The sequence below is a fragment of the Neptunicella sp. genome (assembly GCF_048268085.1).
Classification (GTDB): Bacteria; Pseudomonadota; Gammaproteobacteria; order Enterobacterales; family Alteromonadaceae; genus Neptunicella.
Genome location: NZ_JBLWWF010000019.1, coordinates 1 through 19,214 on the forward strand (window position 1 = coordinate 1; position 19,214 = coordinate 19,214).

Annotated in this window: 16 protein-coding genes; 11 read left to right on the forward strand and 5 right to left on the reverse strand. The window is 44.1% G+C overall.

The window, feature by feature from the left end; genetic code table 11:
- Nucleotides 1-45 precede the first annotated feature (45 nt).
- The gene (locus tag ACTD55_RS14725; RefSeq protein WP_438865099.1) at nucleotides 46-1,122 is read right to left on the reverse strand and encodes a LysM peptidoglycan-binding domain-containing protein; all 1,077 of its coding nucleotides are present in this window, start codon (nucleotides 1,120-1,122) and stop codon (nucleotides 46-48) included.
- Nucleotides 1,123-1,310: 188 nt separating this feature from the next.
- On the opposite strand from ACTD55_RS14725, the gene def reads away from it, so the two are divergent.
- From def to ACTD55_RS14750, 5 genes are read left to right on the forward strand one after another with little or no spacing between them, the layout of a single operon-like run.
- Nucleotides 1,311-1,820 carry a peptide deformylase gene (gene def / locus ACTD55_RS14730; RefSeq protein WP_438865100.1) on the forward strand — a complete coding sequence of 170 codons (510 nt, stop codon included), beginning with the start codon at nucleotides 1,311-1,313 and terminating at the stop codon, nucleotides 1,818-1,820.
- Nucleotides 1,821-1,838: 18 nt separating this feature from the next.
- Nucleotides 1,839-2,777, forward strand: a complete 939-nt coding sequence (gene fmt, locus ACTD55_RS14735; RefSeq protein ID WP_438865101.1) for a methionyl-tRNA formyltransferase — start codon at nucleotides 1,839-1,841, stop codon at nucleotides 2,775-2,777.
- On the forward strand, nucleotides 2,774-4,069 hold the full coding sequence (gene rsmB, locus ACTD55_RS14740; protein WP_438865102.1) for a 16S rRNA (cytosine(967)-C(5))-methyltransferase RsmB: 1,296 nt from the start codon (nucleotides 2,774-2,776) through the stop codon (nucleotides 4,067-4,069). The genes fmt and rsmB overlap by 4 nt, the downstream gene beginning before the upstream one ends.
- Nucleotides 4,070-4,102: 33 nt before the next feature.
- Complete coding sequence (gene trkA, locus ACTD55_RS14745; RefSeq protein ID WP_438865103.1) at nucleotides 4,103-5,536, forward strand: Trk system potassium transporter TrkA; 1,434 nt, start codon at nucleotides 4,103-4,105, stop codon at nucleotides 5,534-5,536.
- A 53-nt stretch (nucleotides 5,537-5,589) separates the two neighbouring features.
- Complete coding sequence (locus ACTD55_RS14750; protein WP_438865104.1) at nucleotides 5,590-6,141, forward strand: DUF2780 domain-containing protein; 552 nt, start codon at nucleotides 5,590-5,592, stop codon at nucleotides 6,139-6,141.
- Between the two features lie 58 nt (nucleotides 6,142-6,199).
- Here ACTD55_RS14750 and ACTD55_RS14755 read toward each other — a convergent pair whose 3' ends face one another.
- A complete protein-coding gene (locus tag ACTD55_RS14755) occupies nucleotides 6,200-7,651 on the reverse strand; it encodes a TrkH family potassium uptake protein (RefSeq protein ID WP_438865105.1) in 1,452 nt (483 codons plus the stop codon).
- A gap of 239 nt (nucleotides 7,652-7,890) precedes the next feature.
- On the opposite strand from ACTD55_RS14755, the gene ACTD55_RS14760 reads away from it, so the two are divergent.
- From ACTD55_RS14760 to ACTD55_RS14775, 4 genes are all read left to right on the forward strand, one after another.
- On the forward strand, nucleotides 7,891-8,907 hold the full coding sequence (locus ACTD55_RS14760; protein WP_438865106.1) for an efflux RND transporter periplasmic adaptor subunit: 1,017 nt from the start codon (nucleotides 7,891-7,893) through the stop codon (nucleotides 8,905-8,907).
- Between the two features lie 10 nt (nucleotides 8,908-8,917).
- Nucleotides 8,918-11,971, forward strand: coding sequence for an efflux RND transporter permease subunit (locus tag ACTD55_RS14765; RefSeq protein ID WP_438865107.1), 3,054 nt, complete (start codon nucleotides 8,918-8,920; stop codon nucleotides 11,969-11,971).
- Nucleotides 11,968-12,810 (forward strand): alpha/beta hydrolase family protein, encoded by an 843-nt coding sequence (locus ACTD55_RS14770; RefSeq protein WP_438865108.1) that lies wholly within the window; start codon nucleotides 11,968-11,970, stop codon nucleotides 12,808-12,810. The genes ACTD55_RS14765 and ACTD55_RS14770 overlap by 4 nt, the downstream gene beginning before the upstream one ends.
- 75 nt (nucleotides 12,811-12,885) lie before the next feature.
- Complete coding sequence (locus ACTD55_RS14775) at nucleotides 12,886-13,149, forward strand: DUF5062 family protein (RefSeq protein WP_438865109.1); 264 nt, start codon at nucleotides 12,886-12,888, stop codon at nucleotides 13,147-13,149.
- Nucleotides 13,150-13,161: 12 nt separating this feature from the next.
- On the opposite strand, the gene ACTD55_RS14780 is transcribed toward ACTD55_RS14775, so the two are convergent.
- From ACTD55_RS14780 to ACTD55_RS14790, 3 genes are read right to left on the reverse strand one after another with little or no spacing between them, the layout of a single operon-like run.
- Nucleotides 13,162-13,833, reverse strand: a complete 672-nt coding sequence (locus ACTD55_RS14780; RefSeq protein WP_438865110.1) for a 3'-5' exonuclease — start codon at nucleotides 13,831-13,833, stop codon at nucleotides 13,162-13,164.
- A gap of 19 nt (nucleotides 13,834-13,852) precedes the next feature.
- Complete coding sequence (locus tag ACTD55_RS14785) at nucleotides 13,853-15,688, reverse strand: DUF294 nucleotidyltransferase-like domain-containing protein (protein ID WP_438865111.1); 1,836 nt, start codon at nucleotides 15,686-15,688, stop codon at nucleotides 13,853-13,855.
- A gap of 11 nt (nucleotides 15,689-15,699) precedes the next feature.
- Complete coding sequence (locus ACTD55_RS14790) at nucleotides 15,700-16,317, reverse strand: TetR/AcrR family transcriptional regulator (protein WP_438865112.1); 618 nt, start codon at nucleotides 16,315-16,317, stop codon at nucleotides 15,700-15,702.
- 156 nt (nucleotides 16,318-16,473) lie between these two features.
- Between ACTD55_RS14790 and ACTD55_RS14795 the strand changes: the two genes are divergently transcribed.
- Together ACTD55_RS14795 and ACTD55_RS14800 are read left to right on the forward strand one after the other, a co-directional pair.
- The gene (locus ACTD55_RS14795; RefSeq protein WP_438865113.1) at nucleotides 16,474-17,808 is read left to right on the forward strand and encodes a M16 family metallopeptidase; all 1,335 of its coding nucleotides are present in this window, start codon (nucleotides 16,474-16,476) and stop codon (nucleotides 17,806-17,808) included.
- Nucleotides 17,792-19,180 (forward strand): M16 family metallopeptidase, encoded by a 1,389-nt coding sequence (locus tag ACTD55_RS14800; protein ID WP_438865114.1) that lies wholly within the window; start codon nucleotides 17,792-17,794, stop codon nucleotides 19,178-19,180. The genes ACTD55_RS14795 and ACTD55_RS14800 overlap by 17 nt, the downstream gene beginning before the upstream one ends.
- Nucleotides 19,181-19,214: the final 34 nt, after the last annotated feature.

The following is a 19,214-nucleotide window of genomic DNA, read 5'->3' on the forward strand; positions in this document are numbered from 1 at the left end:
GGATTCTGACATCCACTGTCATTGAACCTCCCTGTCATTGGTTTTCTAAGGGTGAGCGACTATAGCCCCCCTTTTAATCATCTTGTTGGAACGGGTAATTAAAGCATAGCTGCTGTTTGCAAAAACTTTAAATACCACCAATTCACCGACTTTTATGGCAGGCTGCTCGGTTTCATCGCCCGATTTGAACACCGAGTTCAACCACGAACTCTCCCCTTCATATTTAGGTTCATCGGAAGCATTAATCTTTGGTCCCTGATTATAAATCCCCATCACTGTTCCGGGTACAACATCAGCGTTGCCTAAATTCAGCGCCACTACATCATATTTGCCCATCAACTGATGCTGCTGCAAGTTACTTAGGATGTAGCCACTTTGACTGCTGGCAGGAACAAGCCCTAGTGCTCTATCCGCAGACAACGGTGAGGAGCGCATGATCCTATCACCGCGCATCGCTTCAAATTTGGAACCTTCCACGTTGACTAAAGTACCTTTTCCAGCATCCGCTGGAACCAGTTTAGCATCCGCCACATGACGTATATGCAAACCTAATGTTTCACCTTGCATATCAATAATTTCGCCTTGTTGGCGAACAATAGCGTACTCACCTTTTAAGTCGGTTATTTTGTCACTTAATACCAAATCACCGCTGGCAAACCGAACTCCCCCATCCGCATCGCCCAAAATAATTGGCAATGCCTGATATTCATCTTCGGACAGGATAAAATCATTGGACACAAAGTTTTCAATGACTGACCAAGGAATGGTAGGAATCGGCAAAACCGGTTTAACAATCCGCTTGCCCTTTGGTGATAATTTTACCACTGGTTTCGTCACTTCAGGTTCACGCACCAATTCAAGTTCAGGTTCACCCGCTTGATTAGTCACCAGATACAGTTCATCACCCGGGTAAATTAGATGCGGATTGACAATATAAGTATTGTTACGCCACAACTCTGGCCATTGCCAAGGCTGCTGTAAATACAGGCTGGAAATATCCCAAAGCGTGTCGCCTTTTTTAACCACGTATTTTTCCGGCGCGCTGTCCTTTATCGTGATTGCGGCACAACAGAGTGGAAACATCAGCAATATGAATAGCCACCTTGCTACACGAGCGGTCATGGTTTTCCCCTTAATTTTTAGTTGTCACACTGTAATTTTATACCCAATACCGTAAATTCTAGACCTTAAGTCGTTGGGTATATCATCAGATATACGCTAGAATAGCCAGCAACTGTTAACGGAGTAAATACATTCATACGACGGATCGTATACTATTTCATACTAACCAATTGTAGCTGAATTAATAAATGGCAATATTAGAAGTACTCAGATTTCCCGATGAACGGTTACGCACTGTCGCCAAACCGGTCACAGAGGTGGACTCACAGATCAAAAATCTCGTGAATGATATGTTTGATACCATGTACGATGAAAACGGTATCGGTCTAGCCGCCACACAGGTCAATTCCCATGTGCGTGTGGTGGTCATGAACGTATCTGAAGAGCAAGATCAGCCTCTCGTGTTTATTAACCCCGAAATCACTGATCGTGAAGGTTCAACCATCAGTGAAGAAGGCTGTCTATCGGTTCCCGGAAACTACGCAAAAGTAGAAAGAGCTGAAAAAGTCTCTGTGACTGCGCTGGATAAAGACGGAAAGGAATTTAGCCTTGAAGCCGATGGATTACTGGCGATTTGTATTCAGCATGAACTGGATCATTTACAAGGCAAGTTATTTGTTGATTATCTATCGCCACTCAAGCGTCAGCGGATCCGCAAAAAACTGGAGAAAGAAGCCCGTTTGGACGCTAGACCTTAATAACCGGATGAATCACCTTTGAAGATTATTTTTGCCGGTACGCCGGATTTTGCTGCGAAACATTTAGAAGCGCTTATCGCATCAGAGCATCAAGTGATAGCGGTTTATAGCCAACCTGATCGTCCTGCCGGTCGAGGTAAAAAGTTACAAGCCAGTCCGGTCAAACAAGTAGCAGAACAACATCAAATTCCGGTTTATCAACCCGCTTCGTTAAAAGATTCAACCGCACAACAACAATTAGCGGAACTACAAGCTGATATTATGGTTGTGGTCGCGTACGGATTACTTCTGCCCAAAGAGGTACTGGAAACGCCAACATTTGGTTGCTTAAATGTGCATGGTTCATTACTGCCTAAATGGCGAGGAGCCGCCCCTATTCAGCGCGCGATATGGGCAGGAGATCAACAAACCGGTATCACTATCATGCAGATGGATGAAGGCTTGGATACCGGTAATATGCTGTCAAAAAGCCCCCTAACAATCCAAAGTAATGACACCAGCGCTTCATTATATGAAAAGCTCGCTGAATTAGGGCCCATCACCTTGATAGCAACCTTGGCCAACCTGTCAACATTAAAACCGGAAGTGCAAGATAATCAACTTAGTAGTTATGCACATAAACTTTCCAAACAGGAAGCGCAGATTGATTGGTCACTTAGCGCAACGCAATTAGAGCGCAATATTCGGGCATTTAATCCTTGGCCGGTAGCCTTTTTTACTCTGGATGAGTTAGCTATAAAAGTGTGGCAAGCAGAAGTGGTTGAGAAAGTAGCCCCGCAAGGTGACATGCTTGCCGGTCAAATACTGATGGCAGATAAACATGGCATTGTCGTCGCCTGTGGCGAGGATGCATTACGTATCACCCAACTGCAAATTCCAGGCAAAAAAGCCATGTCAGCAGCGGAAGTACTCAATGCCCGGCAAGACTGGTTTGTTAAGGGACGAGTATTATCTTGAGTAAACCTAATTTGCGGGCTGATGCCGCCAAAGTATTATTACAGGTACTTGATAAGGGACAATCTTTACGTGAAACCTTACCTGCCGCCCAAGACAGGCACCAAGATAAAGATAAGGCCTGGATACAAGAAATGGTATTTGGCGTGCTGCGCCAACTACCTTTATTACAATATTGGTTAAGACAACTATTGGACCGCCCCTTAAAAGGCCGTAATAAAGTCGCCGAACACTTAATCATCTTAGGGCTATATCAGCTGGCGTTTAGTCGTGTATCCGAGCACGCCGCAGTATCTGAAACGGTTGCCGCTTGTCCATCCTTGAAAGTACAGGGATTAAAAGGGTTAGTTAACGCGGTACTGCGGAATTTCATTCGCCAAAAGTGGGCAGACAACCAACCTGACGATGCACAAATACTTTCTGGTCTTCCCAGCTGGCTATTCAAGCAACTCAATCAACATTACCCGGATCAAGTCGAGCAAATCATCCAAAGTATGCGACAGAAAGCCCCAATCTGGTTGCGAGTCAATCAACAACAATGCTCAATAGAACAATATTGCCGAGCTTTGGATGAGCAGAATATCCGTTATCAACGCTCTGACTCTCATCCTGAGGGGCTAATTCTCTCACGCAGTGGCGATATTACGTCTCTGCCGGGTTATGCAGCCGGTTGGTTCGCCGTACAAGATGGGGCTGCGCAACTGGCAGCCCATTTACTAAATCCACAAGCTGGTGAACGGGTACTGGATGCTTGTGCAGCACCAGGCGGCAAGACCTGCCATATCCTGGAAATACAGCCCGAATTAAAGCGTTGTTTGGCTCTGGATGTAGATCAACAACGTTTAACCCGGGTTACAGAAAATTTGCAGCGTTTACAGCACCAAGCGGATTTAATTGCAGGGGATGCAAGTGATCCGTCAAGCTGGTGGGATGGCATTCCTTTTGATCGGATTTTACTCGATGCTCCATGCTCTGCGACAGGGGTTATCCGTCGTCATCCCGATATAAAGTGGCTACGTAAAGCCGCTGATATAGATGAACTGGTCGCGTTACAGGCACGTATACTGGACGCACTGTGGAGTACTTTGAAACCCGGTGGAAAAATGTTGTACGCCACCTGCTCAATCTTACCGCAAGAAAATGGTCAGCAAATCAGTGCCTTTTTATCCCGAACCCCTGACGCATCAGTGCAAATAATACCAAACGGAGCGATTGAACCATCGCCTGGCAGACAAATTCTACCTGGGGAGCAGCAAATGGATGGTTTCTATTATTGCATGCTGCTAAAGTCTTAATAATGCTATTACTTCCAACGAGTTAGATAACAGATGAAGATCATCATTCTGGGTGCCGGGCAGGTTGGCGCAACATTGGCGGAAAATTTGGTCGGTGAGCAAAATGAAATTACCGTTATTGATGCCAATGCCGAAACTCTAAGCAATATTCAGGACAGACTGGATCTTCAGGTCGTGGTGGGAACCGGTTCCCATCCTGATGTACTGAAAAGAGCTGGCGCTGAAGATGCCGACATGTTGATTGCCGTCACCAACTCCGATGAAACCAATATGATAGCTTGTCAGGTTGCATATAGCCTGTTTAAAACGCCCAGTAAAATAGCCCGGATCCGCTCCGAACAATATCTCAATTACCAAGACCAGCTATTCCGCCACAGTGATGTACCAGTTGATCACTTAATTGCACCAGAACAACTTGTCACTAAATCAATTCGTCGCTTAATTGATTACCCCGGCGCTCTGCAAGTTGTTGAATTTGCGGAAGGCAAAGTAAGTCTGGTCGCCGTCAAGGCTTATTATGGTGGCCTTTTGGTAGGACACGCTTTATCAGCATTACGTGACCACATGCCTAATGTGGAAACCCGGGTAGCCGCCATTTATCGTAAAGGACGCCCAATTCGCCCACTTGGCACCACGGTGATTGAAGCCGACGATGAAGTATTTTTTATTGCAGCGACCAAACATATTCGTGCTGTAATGAGTGAATTACAAAAACTCGAATCCAGCTACAAACGCATTATGATTGCCGGTGGAGGCTTAATTGGTGCGGGTTTAGCTAAGCAGCTCGAAAAAAACCACAACGTTAAATTAATTGAACGCTCTGCCGAGCAAGCCAGCTATCTATCTTCGATATTAAATAACACCTTAGTGTTTAATGGTGACGCATCCGATCAGGAATTACTTAGCGAAGAACACATTGAGCAGTCAGATGTCTTTATCGCTGTCACTAATGATGACGAAGCCAATATCATGTCAGCCATGCTAGCCAAACGTATGGGTGTGCAGAAAACCATGGTGTTAATTCAACGCAGTGCCTACGTAGATTTAGTTCAAGGCGGTGAAATCGATATTGCCATTTCACCACAGCAGGCGACTATTTCTGCACTGCTTACTCATGTTAGGCGTGGCGACATAGTCAATGTGTACTCACTTCGCCGTGGAGCCGCAGAAGCAATAGAGGTAATTGCTCACGGTGACGAAAAAACATCCAAAGTGGTCGGCAAACAAATTAAACAAATTAAATTACCTCCAGGCACGACTATTGGTGCCATTGTGCGTAAGCTGGAGCCGTTAGTGGCGCACTCAAACAAGATGCTTGAGTCTATCAGTAACAAAGAAGAAGTCATCATTGCCCATTCGGATACTGTCATCCAGCCTAATGATCATGTCATTATGTTTTTAGTGGATAAAAAATATGTTAATGACGTGGAAAAACTGTTTCAGCCCAGTGCGTTTTTCTTTGGTTAATATATAGCCACTCGACTAAACTTAGCGCTCGTCTCTAACAAGGAAAAATAACCGTGAATAAAAAACGCGTTTTAGCTTGTTTGTTTGTCACTAGTATCCCATTTCAAAGCTTTGCAGATGGCTGGTTAGATTCAATTACCAGCATTTTCAGCTCAAACACCCAAGATACTGCCGCTGTGGAGCAAAATGCTGCCACGAGTATTAACGGCTTGTTAGGTACCCTCACCTCTTCATTAGGCATCACCCACGAACAGGCTGAAGGAGGATTGGCATCCATTATGAACTACGTAAAAGGCAATGTTACCGCCAGCGACTTTAGCCAGATAGGGGAATCATTACCCGGCTTAAGTTCTATCATGAAAGCCGTACCAGAGGTTGATAATCTTGCTTCTGGTAATGGACTAAGTGGGCTGATGGATAAAGTGGGTAGCTATAGTGATTCACTGAAAGGGGCCAACGAGGTTAAAAAGCAGTTTGAATCCTTGGGATTATCACCGGATATGATCAGCCAATTTGTAAGCCAAATTCAAAATTATTTGAATACTCCCCAAGGGGCAGAAGCGAAAAAACTGGTGATGCAGGGTGTCGGTAAATTACTAGGCTAAATATTTGATGTTGAGTGCCCCAAAAGGTTGGCACTCAATACCTATCAATAATTGCTGGTTAACTGCGCCAAAACGCTGGGGTAAATAACACCAATAACGAAAATACTTCCAATCGGCCAAACAACATCGCTGAAATTAACAGCCATTTCGCCGTATCCGTCACATCACCATAATGTGCAGCCACTTCGTTTAAACCCGGGCCCAAATTATTCAAACACGCTGCGGTAGCAGAAAAAGCGGTGATATCATCTATTCCGGTGGCAATCAGCGATAACATAATAATCAAAAATACCGCGGCATAGGCCGAAAAGAAGCCCCAAACAGCATCCACCACTTTGTCAGGTAATGTTCGAGAGCCTAATTTAACCGCATACACTGCCTTAGGGTGGATTAAACGATTCACCTCACGTACTCCCTGAATATACAACAAGACCACGCGGATGACTTTCATTCCACCTCCGGTCGAGCCCGCGCAGCCACCAATAAAGCTGGCAAGAATAAGGATAATGGGCAGAAATACCGGCCAATCAGTGAAACCATCGGTAGCAAAACCGGCAGTGGTACTGATAGACACCGCCTGAAACATTGCATGATCAAAAGTCGTTTCAGCATTGGAATAAATATCATGCTGCATCAACACCCCAAAACAAATCACGATCAAAATGAACTGGATAAGAAAAAACGCTCGTAATTCCGGATCATGAATGTAATTGCGTAAACTCCGGTTACTCACCGCGGCATAGTGTAAAGCAAAGTTAAGCGCTGCAATCCATAAAAACACTGAACAGATAATATTGATAAGGCCACTGTTGAAATACCCCATACTGGCATCGTGGGTAGAAAAACCACCAATGGCAATCGTAGAGAAAGCATGGCAAACAGCATCGAACCAATCCATCCCCGCTGCCCAATATGAGAACGAACAAGCAATGGTTAATCCCAGATAGATATACCACAAATGCTTAGCGGTATCGGCTATCCGCGGGGTCATTTTAGAATCTTTTACCGGCCCGGGGGTTTCAGCGCGGTATAACTGCATACCTCCCACCCCCAAGATTGGCAAAATCGCTACCGCCAACACAATGATACCCATTCCGCCTAGCCACTGTAATTGCTGGCGATAGAACAACACCGCTTTAGGCAAATAATCGATGCCTTGAATTACCGTAGCTCCCGTGGTGGTTAACCCCGAAAAGGCCTCAAAAAAGGCATCTGTCACCGTTAATTGTGGCTGTTCCAACATCAGTAAGGGCAGCGCAGCAAAACTGGCCAGTACAGTCCAGAATAGCACTACAATTAAAAAGCCCTCACGCGCTTTTAAATCTTTACGATGTTCTCGATTGGGGTACCAGAAAATAAGACCGGTAAATAAACAAAGGAAGAAGGACAGCACGAATGGCAGGCCGCTGCCATCACCAAATACCACCGAAATGAGGGCTGGTGGGATCATCGTCACGCTAAACAATGCAACCAATAAACCCAAGATCCTGATTATTGAACGATATTGCATAATCTAGACGGACACACCCCGATTGTGTTGCAGAAAAATAAGTAACGGCATACTAACGCTTAATTTATTGTTTTTCCTATTATTGTCGGGTTTGGCCTAAATCAAAAGGACTATAATGATTATTATCAAAGATAAACAGCCCAGAAATAAAAATGGTTGTTTTTTGAGCTGCATGTTGACACTGATTACATCCTGACTTATCGTTAATGTAATCACCGATAACATCATCATGGACAGCAATGAAAATCTCTCACTTATCCCTTTTTACACTTGCCTTTTGCCTACAGGTTACTCAACTGAGCGCAGCCCCAACGGTAAAAACGGCCAATGTGCATTTTCAGAATTATGCTAAATCCATTTTGATTAGTGGCAAATTAGCCAATAAAGCGGAACAAAAGCTGTCATTCAAAATTTCGGGATTAGTGGACTCAATCAGTGTGGATGAAGGGCAGCCAGTCAAAGCCGGTCAATTACTAGCACGCTTAAACTCTGCCGAAATTAATGCACAAGTCGAGCAAGCTCAATCCGTTTTCGATAATGCAAAAAATAATCTGGCACGTTTCAAAACCCTATACAGGGATAACGTTATCAGCCAGGAACAGCTTAATAATATGCAAACCCAGCTTGAAGTGGCCCAAGCGGATTTACAAATTGCCCAGTTTAATCAAAAGCACGCTGAAATACGGGCCACCAGTGAGGGTTGGGTGTTACAGCGTAATATTGAAGTGAACGAGTTGGTCACCCCCAGTCACCCCGCATTTATTATTAGTAATTCCCAAAAAGGCTGGATCCTGCGAGCCGGTGTCACAGACAAAGATATTGTGCGCATTCATCAGCATGATCAGGTCGATGTAAAAGTAGATGCCTATCCAGATAAAATTTTACGCGGCCGAATAGCCGAAATCGCTGCGGCGGCCAGTCAAACCACCGGTTTGTTTGAAGTAGAAATACAATTGGATCAACAGGACCTAAGACTTTTCAGTGGCTTTGTGGCACAAGCTGAAATCTATTCCAGTCAACAGCAATCACTTGCATTGTTACCCATCGAATCCATTGTCAGTGCCAATGGCAAAAGCGCTCAGGTCTTTGTGATGAATTCCCAGCATCAGGCGGAACGACGGACAGTTGAAATCGCCTTTATTAAAGATGACCGCGTTGCCATTGTGCGAGGACTAAAAGATGGAGAACAGGTAATCAGCGTTGGAGCCGCTTATTTACGCGATGGGATGTCTATTGAATTAGCCAATAATTACTAAGGTTTTAAGGATGAATTTAGCCAAATTTGCGTTACGTAATTATCAGGTGTCAATGGTAGCGTTGCTATTGTTAGTAGTACTGGGAATCATTTCTTTGTTCACCATGCCCCGCTCGGAAGATCCCCAATTTGATTTCCCTGCCAGTATGATCACCGCAGTGTATCCAGGTACCAATCCGGTGGATATCGAAAAGCTCATCGTTGATCCGATTGAAGACGCCTTGAATGAGTTGGAAGATATTAAAATTATGCGTGCCGATATTGAAGATGGCTTAGCCGTTATTCGTATCGAATTTTTATATGGTGAAGATCCCGATGACAAATACGATGATGTCGTCTCCGCGATTGCCCGTATTCGTGATCAATTACCCACCGGGATTCAGCGCTTCTCGATTGATAAAATTGCACCGGCTGAAACCAATATTCTGCAACTGGCACTAATTGGTAAGCCGATGGATTATCGTCAGGCCAGCTATTTGGCGCAAAAGCTGGAAAAACGCCTACAAACCTTAAATGGGGTTAAGCGAGTCGAATCGGTAGGCATCCCGGCTCAGCATTTATCAGTCAGAGCCAACTTGCCACGTATGCGAGCGATGGGGATTTCGATGAATCAATTAATTGAGACAATCGAAAGTGCCAGCGGCAATATTCCAGCCGGGCACGTCAATGCCGGATTAAGACGCTTTACCGTGCGGACCAGTGGTGATTTTAAATCAGTAGAACAACTTAAGCGCACCTTGATTAGTCAACATGGTCCTGATCTTATCTATGTTGAAGATGTTGCTGACGTAAAAGTTGATAATGCCATGAGTAATTATGTGGCGGAATTTAATGGTCAGGATGCGGTGTTTATCAATATTGTGCAGCGCAAAGGTACCAATATCTTTGATGTCGTAAACAACATCAAAGATCGTCTAAAACAATTCGAGCAAAACTTGCCTGCCGAGTTTCATATCGAGATAGCCCATGACCAATCTGTTAGTGTCGAAAAACGCATTGACGGCTTCTTTAACAATTTATTGCAAGGACTCCTTATTGTTGGGGTATTGTCGATATTACTGATTGGTAGCCGGGCGGCCATTGTGGTGGTTTTGGCTATCCCTATGTCGGTATTTATTGGCTTGGGCTGGGTGGATCTAGCCGGCTTCGGATTACAACAGATGTCGATAGTCGGCTTGGTAATTGCGTTGGGCTTATTGGTCGACAACGCGATTGTGGTCACCGAAAACGTCGGACGTTATATCCGCAATGGAGAATCAGCAATCCAAGCGGCAGAAAAAGGTGCCAGTCAGGTGTCTTTGGCAGTGGCCAGCGGCACCCTAACCACGATATTAGCGTTTTTCCCGATATTACTATTACCAAGTGGCTCCGGTACTTTTATGCGCTCGATGCCGGTCACCGTGGTATTTACTCTTTTTGCTTCGTTGATTGTCGCGATCGCGTTTACTCCGATGTTAGCGGGTCGATTGCTCAAAACTAAAAAACCGATCCAAGATCCACTAATGCAGCGCAAACTGGAAGCCTTTGCCGATAATCGTTATCGTAAAATGCTGCAAGGTACCCTTTCTCATCCATTTAAGATTGTCGCTATCGCTATCGTGGTTTTTGTTGGCAGTGTGAGCTTGTTTCCCTATATCGGTGTTAGTTTGTTTCCTAAAGCGGAGAAACCCTCGTTACTCATTAACATCGACCTGCCCGAAGGAGCCAGCTTTGCCAATACTGAAGCGCTGGCCAAACAGGTGGCTCAGCGCACCAGTAAATATGATTTAGTCAAAAGCATTGCGCTCAATGTCGGTCGGGGCAATCCACATATTTATTACAATGTCTTTCCTAAACGACAAGTCCCTAACTTTGCCCAACTATATGTACAACTAAAAGACTATGACGCCGCTCAAGTCGATACGCTGATCGGTGATATGCGCAAGGAATTCAATAAGATTCCGGGGGCTCAAATCGCGATTAAAGAGTTTTTGCAGGGTCCACCTTCCGAAGCCCCGGTGGAAGTGCAATTGGAAGGAGACAATATTGAAGATCTGCGACGGGTATCGATGGACGTGGAAAAGATGGTTGAGAATACCGATGGCACAGTGAATATCGATAATCCCATTAGTAAGAACAAAGTCGATTTAGCGGTTAATATTAATCGCGATAAAGCCGCCTTAGCCGGTGTCAGTCTGGCTAATATTGATCAAACCATTCGGGCCAGTTTATCCGGATATTATGCCGGTACTTTTCGGGATAATTTAGGCGAAGATTTTGCTATTGTGATCCGCAAGCAAGGTGAGCACGAGCCGAGTATTGAAGAATTACAAACAATCTTTATTAGTAATCAACGAGGCGAGTTAATTCCTTTACAACAATTAGCTGACATTCAGTTAGTTACCGATATTCCGCGCTTTCGACATTTGAATATGCAACGTATGGTACATGTGACCTCAGACGTAATAGCCGGTCATCAAACCGAGGTGGTCACGAATGATATTATCGCTAAATTGGAGCAGTATGACTTTCCACCCGGGGTAACTTATTCCATTGGTGGCGAACAGGCTAATCGCAAAGATTCATTTTCAGGCATGGCAAAAGCTTTTCTGTTCGCCATGCTAGGGATTTTTGCCGTATTAGTCATGCAATTCCGTTCTTTTGCGCAACCGGCCATTATTTTTGCCGCCATACCTTTTGCCATCAGCGGTGCGTTTTTAGGGCTTTATATCACCGGTTATACTTTTTCGTTTACCGCCTTTATCGGGTTGACCTCACTAATCGGCATAGTGGTAAATAACTCAATTATATTGGTTGATTTCGCTAATCAAATGGTCGATGAGGGTCACTCGGTACAACAAGCCATTATTGAATCCGGTGTAACCCGCCTGCCTCCTATCTTGCTAACCACCCTCACAACGATTGGAGGATTGCTGCCATTGACCTTACAAGGTTCCACCATGTGGTCGCCAATGGGTTGGTCGATCATTGCCGGATTAGCGGTTTCGACGCTGCTAACGTTGTTTGTTATACCGGTATTATATCAATGGTTTAGCGGCAAAAACTCCGGTCAGGTTGACGCATGAAAAAAATACGTTTAGGCGACGCCCCTGGTATTGTGGCGCATCTATTTCATCCAGACACAGAGGTTAGAGGTGTTATTGTTATAGCCCCTGCAATGGGGGTTTCCCAATCGTTTTATTACCCGTTGGCAGCATGGTTGAGTCAACAAGGTTACGCCTGTATTACCTTTGATTATCAAGGCATGGGACTATCGCGGCACGGCCACATCAAACACTGTCAAGCCAATATAGTCCATTGGGCCGAGCACGACGCTTCATTAGCGCTCGCTTATATCAGCCAGCATTTTCCGAGTATTCCACGCTACTGGATTGGCCATAGTTTGGGTGGACAGATATTCCCGATGGTTAACAATATTGAGTCGGTGGATAAAGTCATCACTATTACCTCAGGGAACGGTTACTGGCGAGATAACGCAGCGACGTTGCGTAAGAAAGTGTTATTTATGTGGTATTTTCTGGTGCCGATATTAACACCGTTATTTGGTTACTTCCCAGGCAATAAATTAGGTGTTATCGCTGATTTACCTCGCCAAGCCATCTGGCAATGGCGCAAATGGTGTCTAAATCCTCACTATGTAGTCGGGATGGAAAGTGACCGAATCGATCATTTTTACCAAAGCATCAACAAACCCGTGACCGCCTTGTCTTTTAGTGATGATGAAATGCTCTCGCAACGGGGGATTGAGTCTTTACACCGGCTATTTAAGCAATGTGAATGCAAGTTTGTTCAGGTCACGCCACAGCAAGCTAACCTGCAGCGCATTGGTCATTTTGGTTTTTTCCGTGATGGGCATCAGCAATTATTGTGGGAAAAGTATTTGTTGCCGGAATTAAGATTGTAACTCTTCCCCGTTAGGATTATTTGACGACTTTAGCTATGATGGCGTTACGTTAACATCCAGATCACTAGGCAAACGATGAAAAAACTCAAAAATGAAGCAGGATTGCTAAAAAAAGCCATCGAAATTGGTGAGCGCTATGCCAATAACCTGGGTTATAACAAGTTCTCCCCCACCGACTCCGCCAATCAAAAAGTCGAAGCGCTGTATCGGCTATTAGTGCATCAGAAAATGATCCAGCCTTTAGCCTCTGATCAGGAAAACTTGCTCAATATGAAACATAAACTGGCCTTATGGATTGCCAAACAGTTACCTGAAAATCATCCTCTATTAAAAGAATAACAACCCATTGGCCTAGTCGGAACCAGCAAACACCTTAACCGCACCGGTATGAAAGAAATCCGCTAAACTCAATTCGCCTTTGGGATCGAGTTGTTGCATTTGTGCATACAATAATTCAACCGTCGCCATGGCATCATCTAAGGCATTATGCGCTGGTGCGGCTGGTAATTCATGGCGCTGACGGCTTACCTGTAACGTTGCACTATCAGGAGGAACGACTTGATGCTGTCTCTTCATCTCATATCGCGCTAGTTGCATTGTATCGAGCGTGACAATAGTCGGCCAAGGGATCTGCAATGTTTTACACACGCGTTGCAACACACTCATATCCAGAAAAGCATGATGGAAAACCCAAATATGCGACGTTGCATAGGTTAATAGCTGCTCTAATACAGGTACTAACTTTTTACCTTGCTTAATATCTTTTTCGGTTAGCCCATGTATTACCGGACTTTGATTGAGTGAGTTTTTAGTCGAAATGACCTCATAGAAGCTGCTATTGAGTTCTATGCTGTAAGCTTGGGCTTGTACCCACCCGATGGATAATATATCCGCCTGTTTATAGTCCAGTCCGGTTAATTCACAATCCACAGATAACAATGGTAACTCGTACCAAGGTTTACCCTGCCATTGTTCCGGTAGCTGAGTCGCTGGAAACAATCTACGCTTGATACGCTGCCACATTATTTTTCTGCCTGTTACCTTAGCCTAATCCAGCGGTAAATTTCATCTGTATCCCTTGTTGCGCCACACGAATGCCTTGTAATGAGGCCTTCAACTGATGTTTTTCAATTGCAGACAAGTCACTCACCGATACAAAATTATCGGTCACATGATTTTGTAATTGATGGCGCCAACGGATGCGATTTAGAAATAACCAAATATCCCGCAAGTTATCAGCATCTTTTTTGGTTAGCCCCGAGTCGGCGGGTAAATGTTTTAAACGTTCTAATGTCGAAGGCATCGTCAAACCATTGGCTAAGGCATATAAACGCACGATATCGTTGATAATTCCCACCGCCTTGCGTTTCAGATTGATCGCGTCTTTAACTTTATGATCCGATTCATAACTAAATTTCTGGAACATTGTTAGTGGCACCACTCCCTGAATCGCATGACGCGCTAAGGCAGAGAGAAAAAATGACTGTTTAAACAAAGGAACGCGGGCTTTTTGCAATTGATTCAATAAGGTTTTATTACCAGCCACCGCTCTTACATCCAGATAGATATTAAAATTTAAAATCGCTTGAGCACTAGGGGTTTTAACCCATTGCTTAGCTTCTTCAATCGCCTCATCTACTGATTTACGCAAATCTGGATTAGTCGCCATTACGTTGCCTTTACACAACTTGATACCGCACTTAGCTAATCCTTCACAAACATATTTAGCCATAGATTCAAAATAGGCCGCTTGCTGTTCATTCGGAGTTTGCGCTAGTAACAAACCATTATCCTGATCGGAGCCCATAAACTGATCTTCCCGGGCCTGTGAACCGTATGCTAACCAGCAATAGTCGAATGGCGCTTCCCCCTGTTGCTGAACAAAAAACTGTAACAACTTGCGGGTCATAATATCGGTAGCTTGCGATAACACTTTGCCAGCAATATCAAAATCCCCAGGACGACGGGCATGCCGAGAAAAGTAATGAGGCATTTGCCAAGACAGGCGAGTTAATTCATATAAACTCTTGGCTTTACTCAGCTCACCGATTAAAAACAAAATATTACCGCGCTGATAACGTATTACATCAGTCACCGTAATGATGCCTAGCGGTTTGCGGGATTCACTATCAATAACAGGCAAATGATGCACATTATGTTCGGTCATATAACTCATGGCGTCGAATAATGTGCGCTGATGAGAAATCAACACAGGCTCAGTGGTCATAATATTTTTAATTGGCTGGCTACTGTCGCGCTGTTCTGCAACCACCCGATTGCGAATATCACGATCAGTGACAATCCCTACTAATCGTTCTTTTTCGGTAATCAGTAATGACGACACACCTTTGTCTGACATCAATTTTGCGCTTTGATGAATACTCATTTCCACATCAGCAGCGACCGGTTCTGCATTAATTAGCTCGGTAAGAGACTTGTACAACCACATGGAATTGGAATCATCAGCCGCTTGATTCTGCAAACTTTGCGCTTTGCTATTATTAAAAAAACGGTCAAATTCGGGATAAAATTGCAGACATTGAATAAAGCGCTGTTGGCTGAGGCAATAAACCAAGCCGGGACTATCCACTTCCAGCTCGATGGGAATATCGGTATCGTCCAGCAAATTACCGTAACCAAAGTAATCGCCTTCACTTAAATAACGCAACGGACTATCCGAGTCTTTAACCAAAAACTGGCCGCTATGGATCAAAAACAAAGAATGACCTTGCTGGCTCAGCAACGCATTTTTATTTTCGTTGGTTAGATAAATGACGCGAATATCGCTGACAATATCCTGTAAACCCGTTTCATCAATACTGTCAAAGGGTGCAGAGGCCTGCAAAAACCCAATCACTTGCTGAGGTACTGCGGTCATAATATTCCTGATTATTTACTTGCTGTGGCCACTATACCTTTATTTAACACCTGTTCGATGCCTTGAAACTGCAGCATCGCTTGCTGCTCATCCAAATCGATCACACCATCAATCAATAACGACGCATAGCCATGCACCATACACCATGCAGCGGTGGCAATATCCGAGCTGTCATGGGGTGCAAAAACCTTGCTATCTAATCCCATGCGAATGACATCTTCCAGCACACAAAACCCTTCTGTATGGCCGGCATCCATTTCTTTGGTATTAAAATCTGACGCCTTCATACCAAACATCAACCGATAAGTTTCAGGATGTTGCATGGCAAATCTAACATAAGTTAAGCCAACCTGTCGCAATGAACTTTCCGGATCATTACCAGCAGCTTCAAATGCTTGTCGCATCGCATTGCCAAGTCGTTCAAACCCATCACTGGCTAAGGCCGATAATAACGCAACTTTATCTTTAAAATGACGATAAGGTGCTGCTTGAGACACCCCCAACTCTCTGGCTAAGGCTCGCAAACTCAAATGCTCTGCACCATGCTCACGAATACAATGTAGTGCACCATCCATCAACGCTTGACGTAAATTGCCATGATGGTAATTAGGCTTAGATTCAGTTGTCATTGCCGCAGTTAAAGTAAGTAATCAGTGTCAACATTAAAGCAAAACGGCTTGTGTAAGTAAAAATTTAATTACACTTAAAAATTAGTGCCTACAAACACCACGGTTTACACTACGTTAGCAGTATCAATACCGTCCAATAAATAAAAGGAATCAATAATGAAAAAATGGTTATTGGGGTTAGTATGGCTCACCGCTGCAATACCAGCGTTGGCTGTAACAAAAGCGGAAGATGTAAAGTCATTTACATTAACCAATGGAATGCAGATATTAGTACTGGAGGATGACTCTATTCCCAATGCCAATATGTACTCTTTTTGGAAAGTGGGGTCGCGTAATGAAGTCCCGGGCATCACAGGTCTATCTCATTTCTTTGAACATATGATGTTTAATGGCGCTAAAAAATACGGTCCGAAAATGTTTGATCGCACCATGGAAGCCGCTGGTGGCAGCAACAATGCCTACACCAGTGAAAATATCACCGCATATACCGACTGGTTTCCAGCGGACGCATTGGAATTAATGTTTGAACTCGAAGCCGACCGAATTGAGCATCTCGCTATTGATCCGGATATGGTAAAAAGCGAACGAGGAGTGGTGGCATCAGAACGCACAACCGGGCTGGAAAACTCCAACTTTCAGGCAATATGGGAAGAAGTAAAAGGCGCCGCTTTTCGTGCCCACCCTTATAGTTGGCCGGTGATTGGGCATGAATCAGATATAGCCAACTGGACTCTGGAAGACTTGCAGCAATATCACAAAACTTACTATGCCCCGAATAATGCTGTGGTTGTCATTGCCGGTGCAGTCAAACTTGAACAAGTTAAAAAGCTGGCCAAACAATATTTTGAGCCAATTCCTGCTCAGCCCGCTCCACGACCGGTACATACGGTAGAGCCTGAGCAAAAAGGTGAACGGCAGGTGTACTTGTACAAACCTTCCGTTTCCAGCCCGAATATTATGCTGGCATTTCATATCCCCGCCAGTCAAAGCGAGGATTATTATCCACTTCAAATGCTTGGCGATATTCTGTCCAATGGCAATAGCTCCAGATTAATGACGTCTTTGGTATTTGAGCAACAATTAGCCACCGACGTTTTTACCTATATTCCAGAATCTATCGACCCAAATTTATTTTATGTTTATGCGGTAGCAGCCCAAGATGTTACGGCCGATACTTTAAAAAAGGCCATTATTGAGCAGTTAAATAAGGTTGCCCTGCAGGGAGTCACTCAAGATGAACTACAAAAGGTAAAAAACACCCGCTTGGTAGATTTTTATCGCACCATGCAAACCATTAACGGAAAAGCCAACACTATTGGTACCTATCAAGTTTTCTTTAACGACTACCGCAAGCTTTTCGATGCGCCTAAAGCATTTGAGCAAGTTAGTGTTGAAGATATTCAACGCGTTGCCAGACAGTATTTACGCAAAGCCAATCGAACCGTAGGTATCTTAAACAACAAGGAAGACAGCAATGAAAATGATCTTTAAATCCCTTCTTCTTGTCTGCGTGATTTGTTTATCTCATTCTAGTTGGGCGGCCAATTTTCGCTTACCTGAATATCAAAAATTTACCCTTGATAATGGCCTCACCCTGTATTTGATGGAGCAACATGAAGTCCCCCTGATTGACGTTCAGGTAACGATTAAGGCTGGCGCCGTCCAAGATGGCCAACAAGCTGGATTGGCACAAATTACCGCGGCTAATCTTATGTTGGGCACCAAAACACTGGAAAAAGCGGAGTTTGAAGCCAAGCTCGACTTTATTGGTGCCCAAATGAATACCGATAGCGGCATGGAATCGTCTTTGATGCAGGCTTCTTTTGCTAAAAAAGATACCGATTTGGTTTTATCGCTACTACATGACGCATTACTCACTCCAGCCTTTTCGGAGCAAGAATTTAATAAACACAAACAGCGTTATTTAGCTGGATTACTGCAACAAAAAGAAAGCCCCAAGGCAGTGATTAAAGATTATTTCAATAAGCTGTTATTTAAGGGGCACCCCTATTCAGCTTTACAAGGCGGTGATAACACCAGCATCAATGACATGAACCTGGATGATATAAAAACCTTCCATCAACGCTGGTACACCCCCGATAACGCAGCTATCGCAGTCGTGGGTGATTTTGATAGCCAAAAAATGTTAAACCAATTGAAAACATTGTTTGCCAATTGGCAGGGACAGGCCCCCAAGTTTACGCTTGACGATACCATTTCGGCTCCTAAACAAGCCAATGTCGTATTAGTCAATAAATCCGATGCGATAGAAAGCACCTTTATGATTGGTGGATTAGGTATCAAGCGCAGTAATCCTGATTATATTGCCGTATCGGTAATTAATACGATTCTGGGAGGGCGTTTTACTTCTTGGTTAAATGACGAATTGCGTGTCAACTCTGGACTGACCTATGGCGCTCGGAGTACTTTTGAAGCCCATAAACAAGGTGGCAGTTTTTACATCAGCACCTTCACTAAAGCCGACTCTACTGAACAAGCCATGGACTTAGCGTTAAAAACCTATGCTCGTCTGTGGGAAAAGGGCATTGACCAAGACACATTGGATTCCGCCAAAGCCTATGTAAAAGGACAGTTTCCACCCCGTTATGAAACGTCGGGGGAATTAGCTAACTTACTTTCTAATATGTATCTCTTCGAATTTGATGAACAGTTCATCAATTCCTTTAGCCAGCAAGTAAACGCATTAGATATTAATAAGGCCAAGCAAATTATCCAACGTTATTTCCCCAAGGATAATCTGCAAACCGTGGTAATTGGCAAGGCTGAAGTAATTAAGAATATCGTTAAAAAGTATGGTCAGTTACACGAAGCAGACATTAAGGATAGCAGCATTAATTTCTGAACGATCAAACAGGGCTTGGGCAGATGTGATATCT

Bases quoted from the DNA above. Each gene is read 5' to 3' on its own strand.
- def (WP_438865100.1), top strand. From the start codon at position 1,311: ATGGCAATATTAGAAGTACTCAGATTTCCCGATGAACGGTTACGCACT.
- ACTD55_RS14775 (WP_438865109.1), top strand. From the start codon at position 12,886: ATGAAAAAACTCAAAAATGAAGCAGGATTGCTAAAAAAAGCCATCGAA.
- ACTD55_RS14760 (WP_438865106.1), top strand. From the start codon at position 7,891: ATGAAAATCTCTCACTTATCCCTTTTTACACTTGCCTTTTGCCTACAG.
- ACTD55_RS14780 (WP_438865110.1), bottom strand. From the start codon at position 13,833: ATGTGGCAGCGTATCAAGCGTAGATTGTTTCCAGCGACTCAGCTACCG.
- trkA (WP_438865103.1), top strand. From the start codon at position 4,103: ATGAAGATCATCATTCTGGGTGCCGGGCAGGTTGGCGCAACATTGGCG.
- ACTD55_RS14800 (WP_438865114.1), top strand. From the start codon at position 17,792: ATGAAAATGATCTTTAAATCCCTTCTTCTTGTCTGCGTGATTTGTTTA.
- ACTD55_RS14795 (WP_438865113.1), top strand. From the start codon at position 16,474: ATGAAAAAATGGTTATTGGGGTTAGTATGGCTCACCGCTGCAATACCA.
- ACTD55_RS14725 (WP_438865099.1), bottom strand. From the start codon at position 1,122: ATGACCGCTCGTGTAGCAAGGTGGCTATTCATATTGCTGATGTTTCCA.
- ACTD55_RS14790 (WP_438865112.1), bottom strand. From the start codon at position 16,317: ATGACAACTGAATCTAAGCCTAATTACCATCATGGCAATTTACGTCAA.
- ACTD55_RS14765 (WP_438865107.1), top strand. From the start codon at position 8,918: ATGAATTTAGCCAAATTTGCGTTACGTAATTATCAGGTGTCAATGGTA.
- ACTD55_RS14770 (WP_438865108.1), top strand. From the start codon at position 11,968: ATGAAAAAAATACGTTTAGGCGACGCCCCTGGTATTGTGGCGCATCTA.
- ACTD55_RS14755 (WP_438865105.1), bottom strand. From the start codon at position 7,651: ATGCAATATCGTTCAATAATCAGGATCTTGGGTTTATTGGTTGCATTG.
- ACTD55_RS14785 (WP_438865111.1), bottom strand. From the start codon at position 15,688: ATGACCGCAGTACCTCAGCAAGTGATTGGGTTTTTGCAGGCCTCTGCA.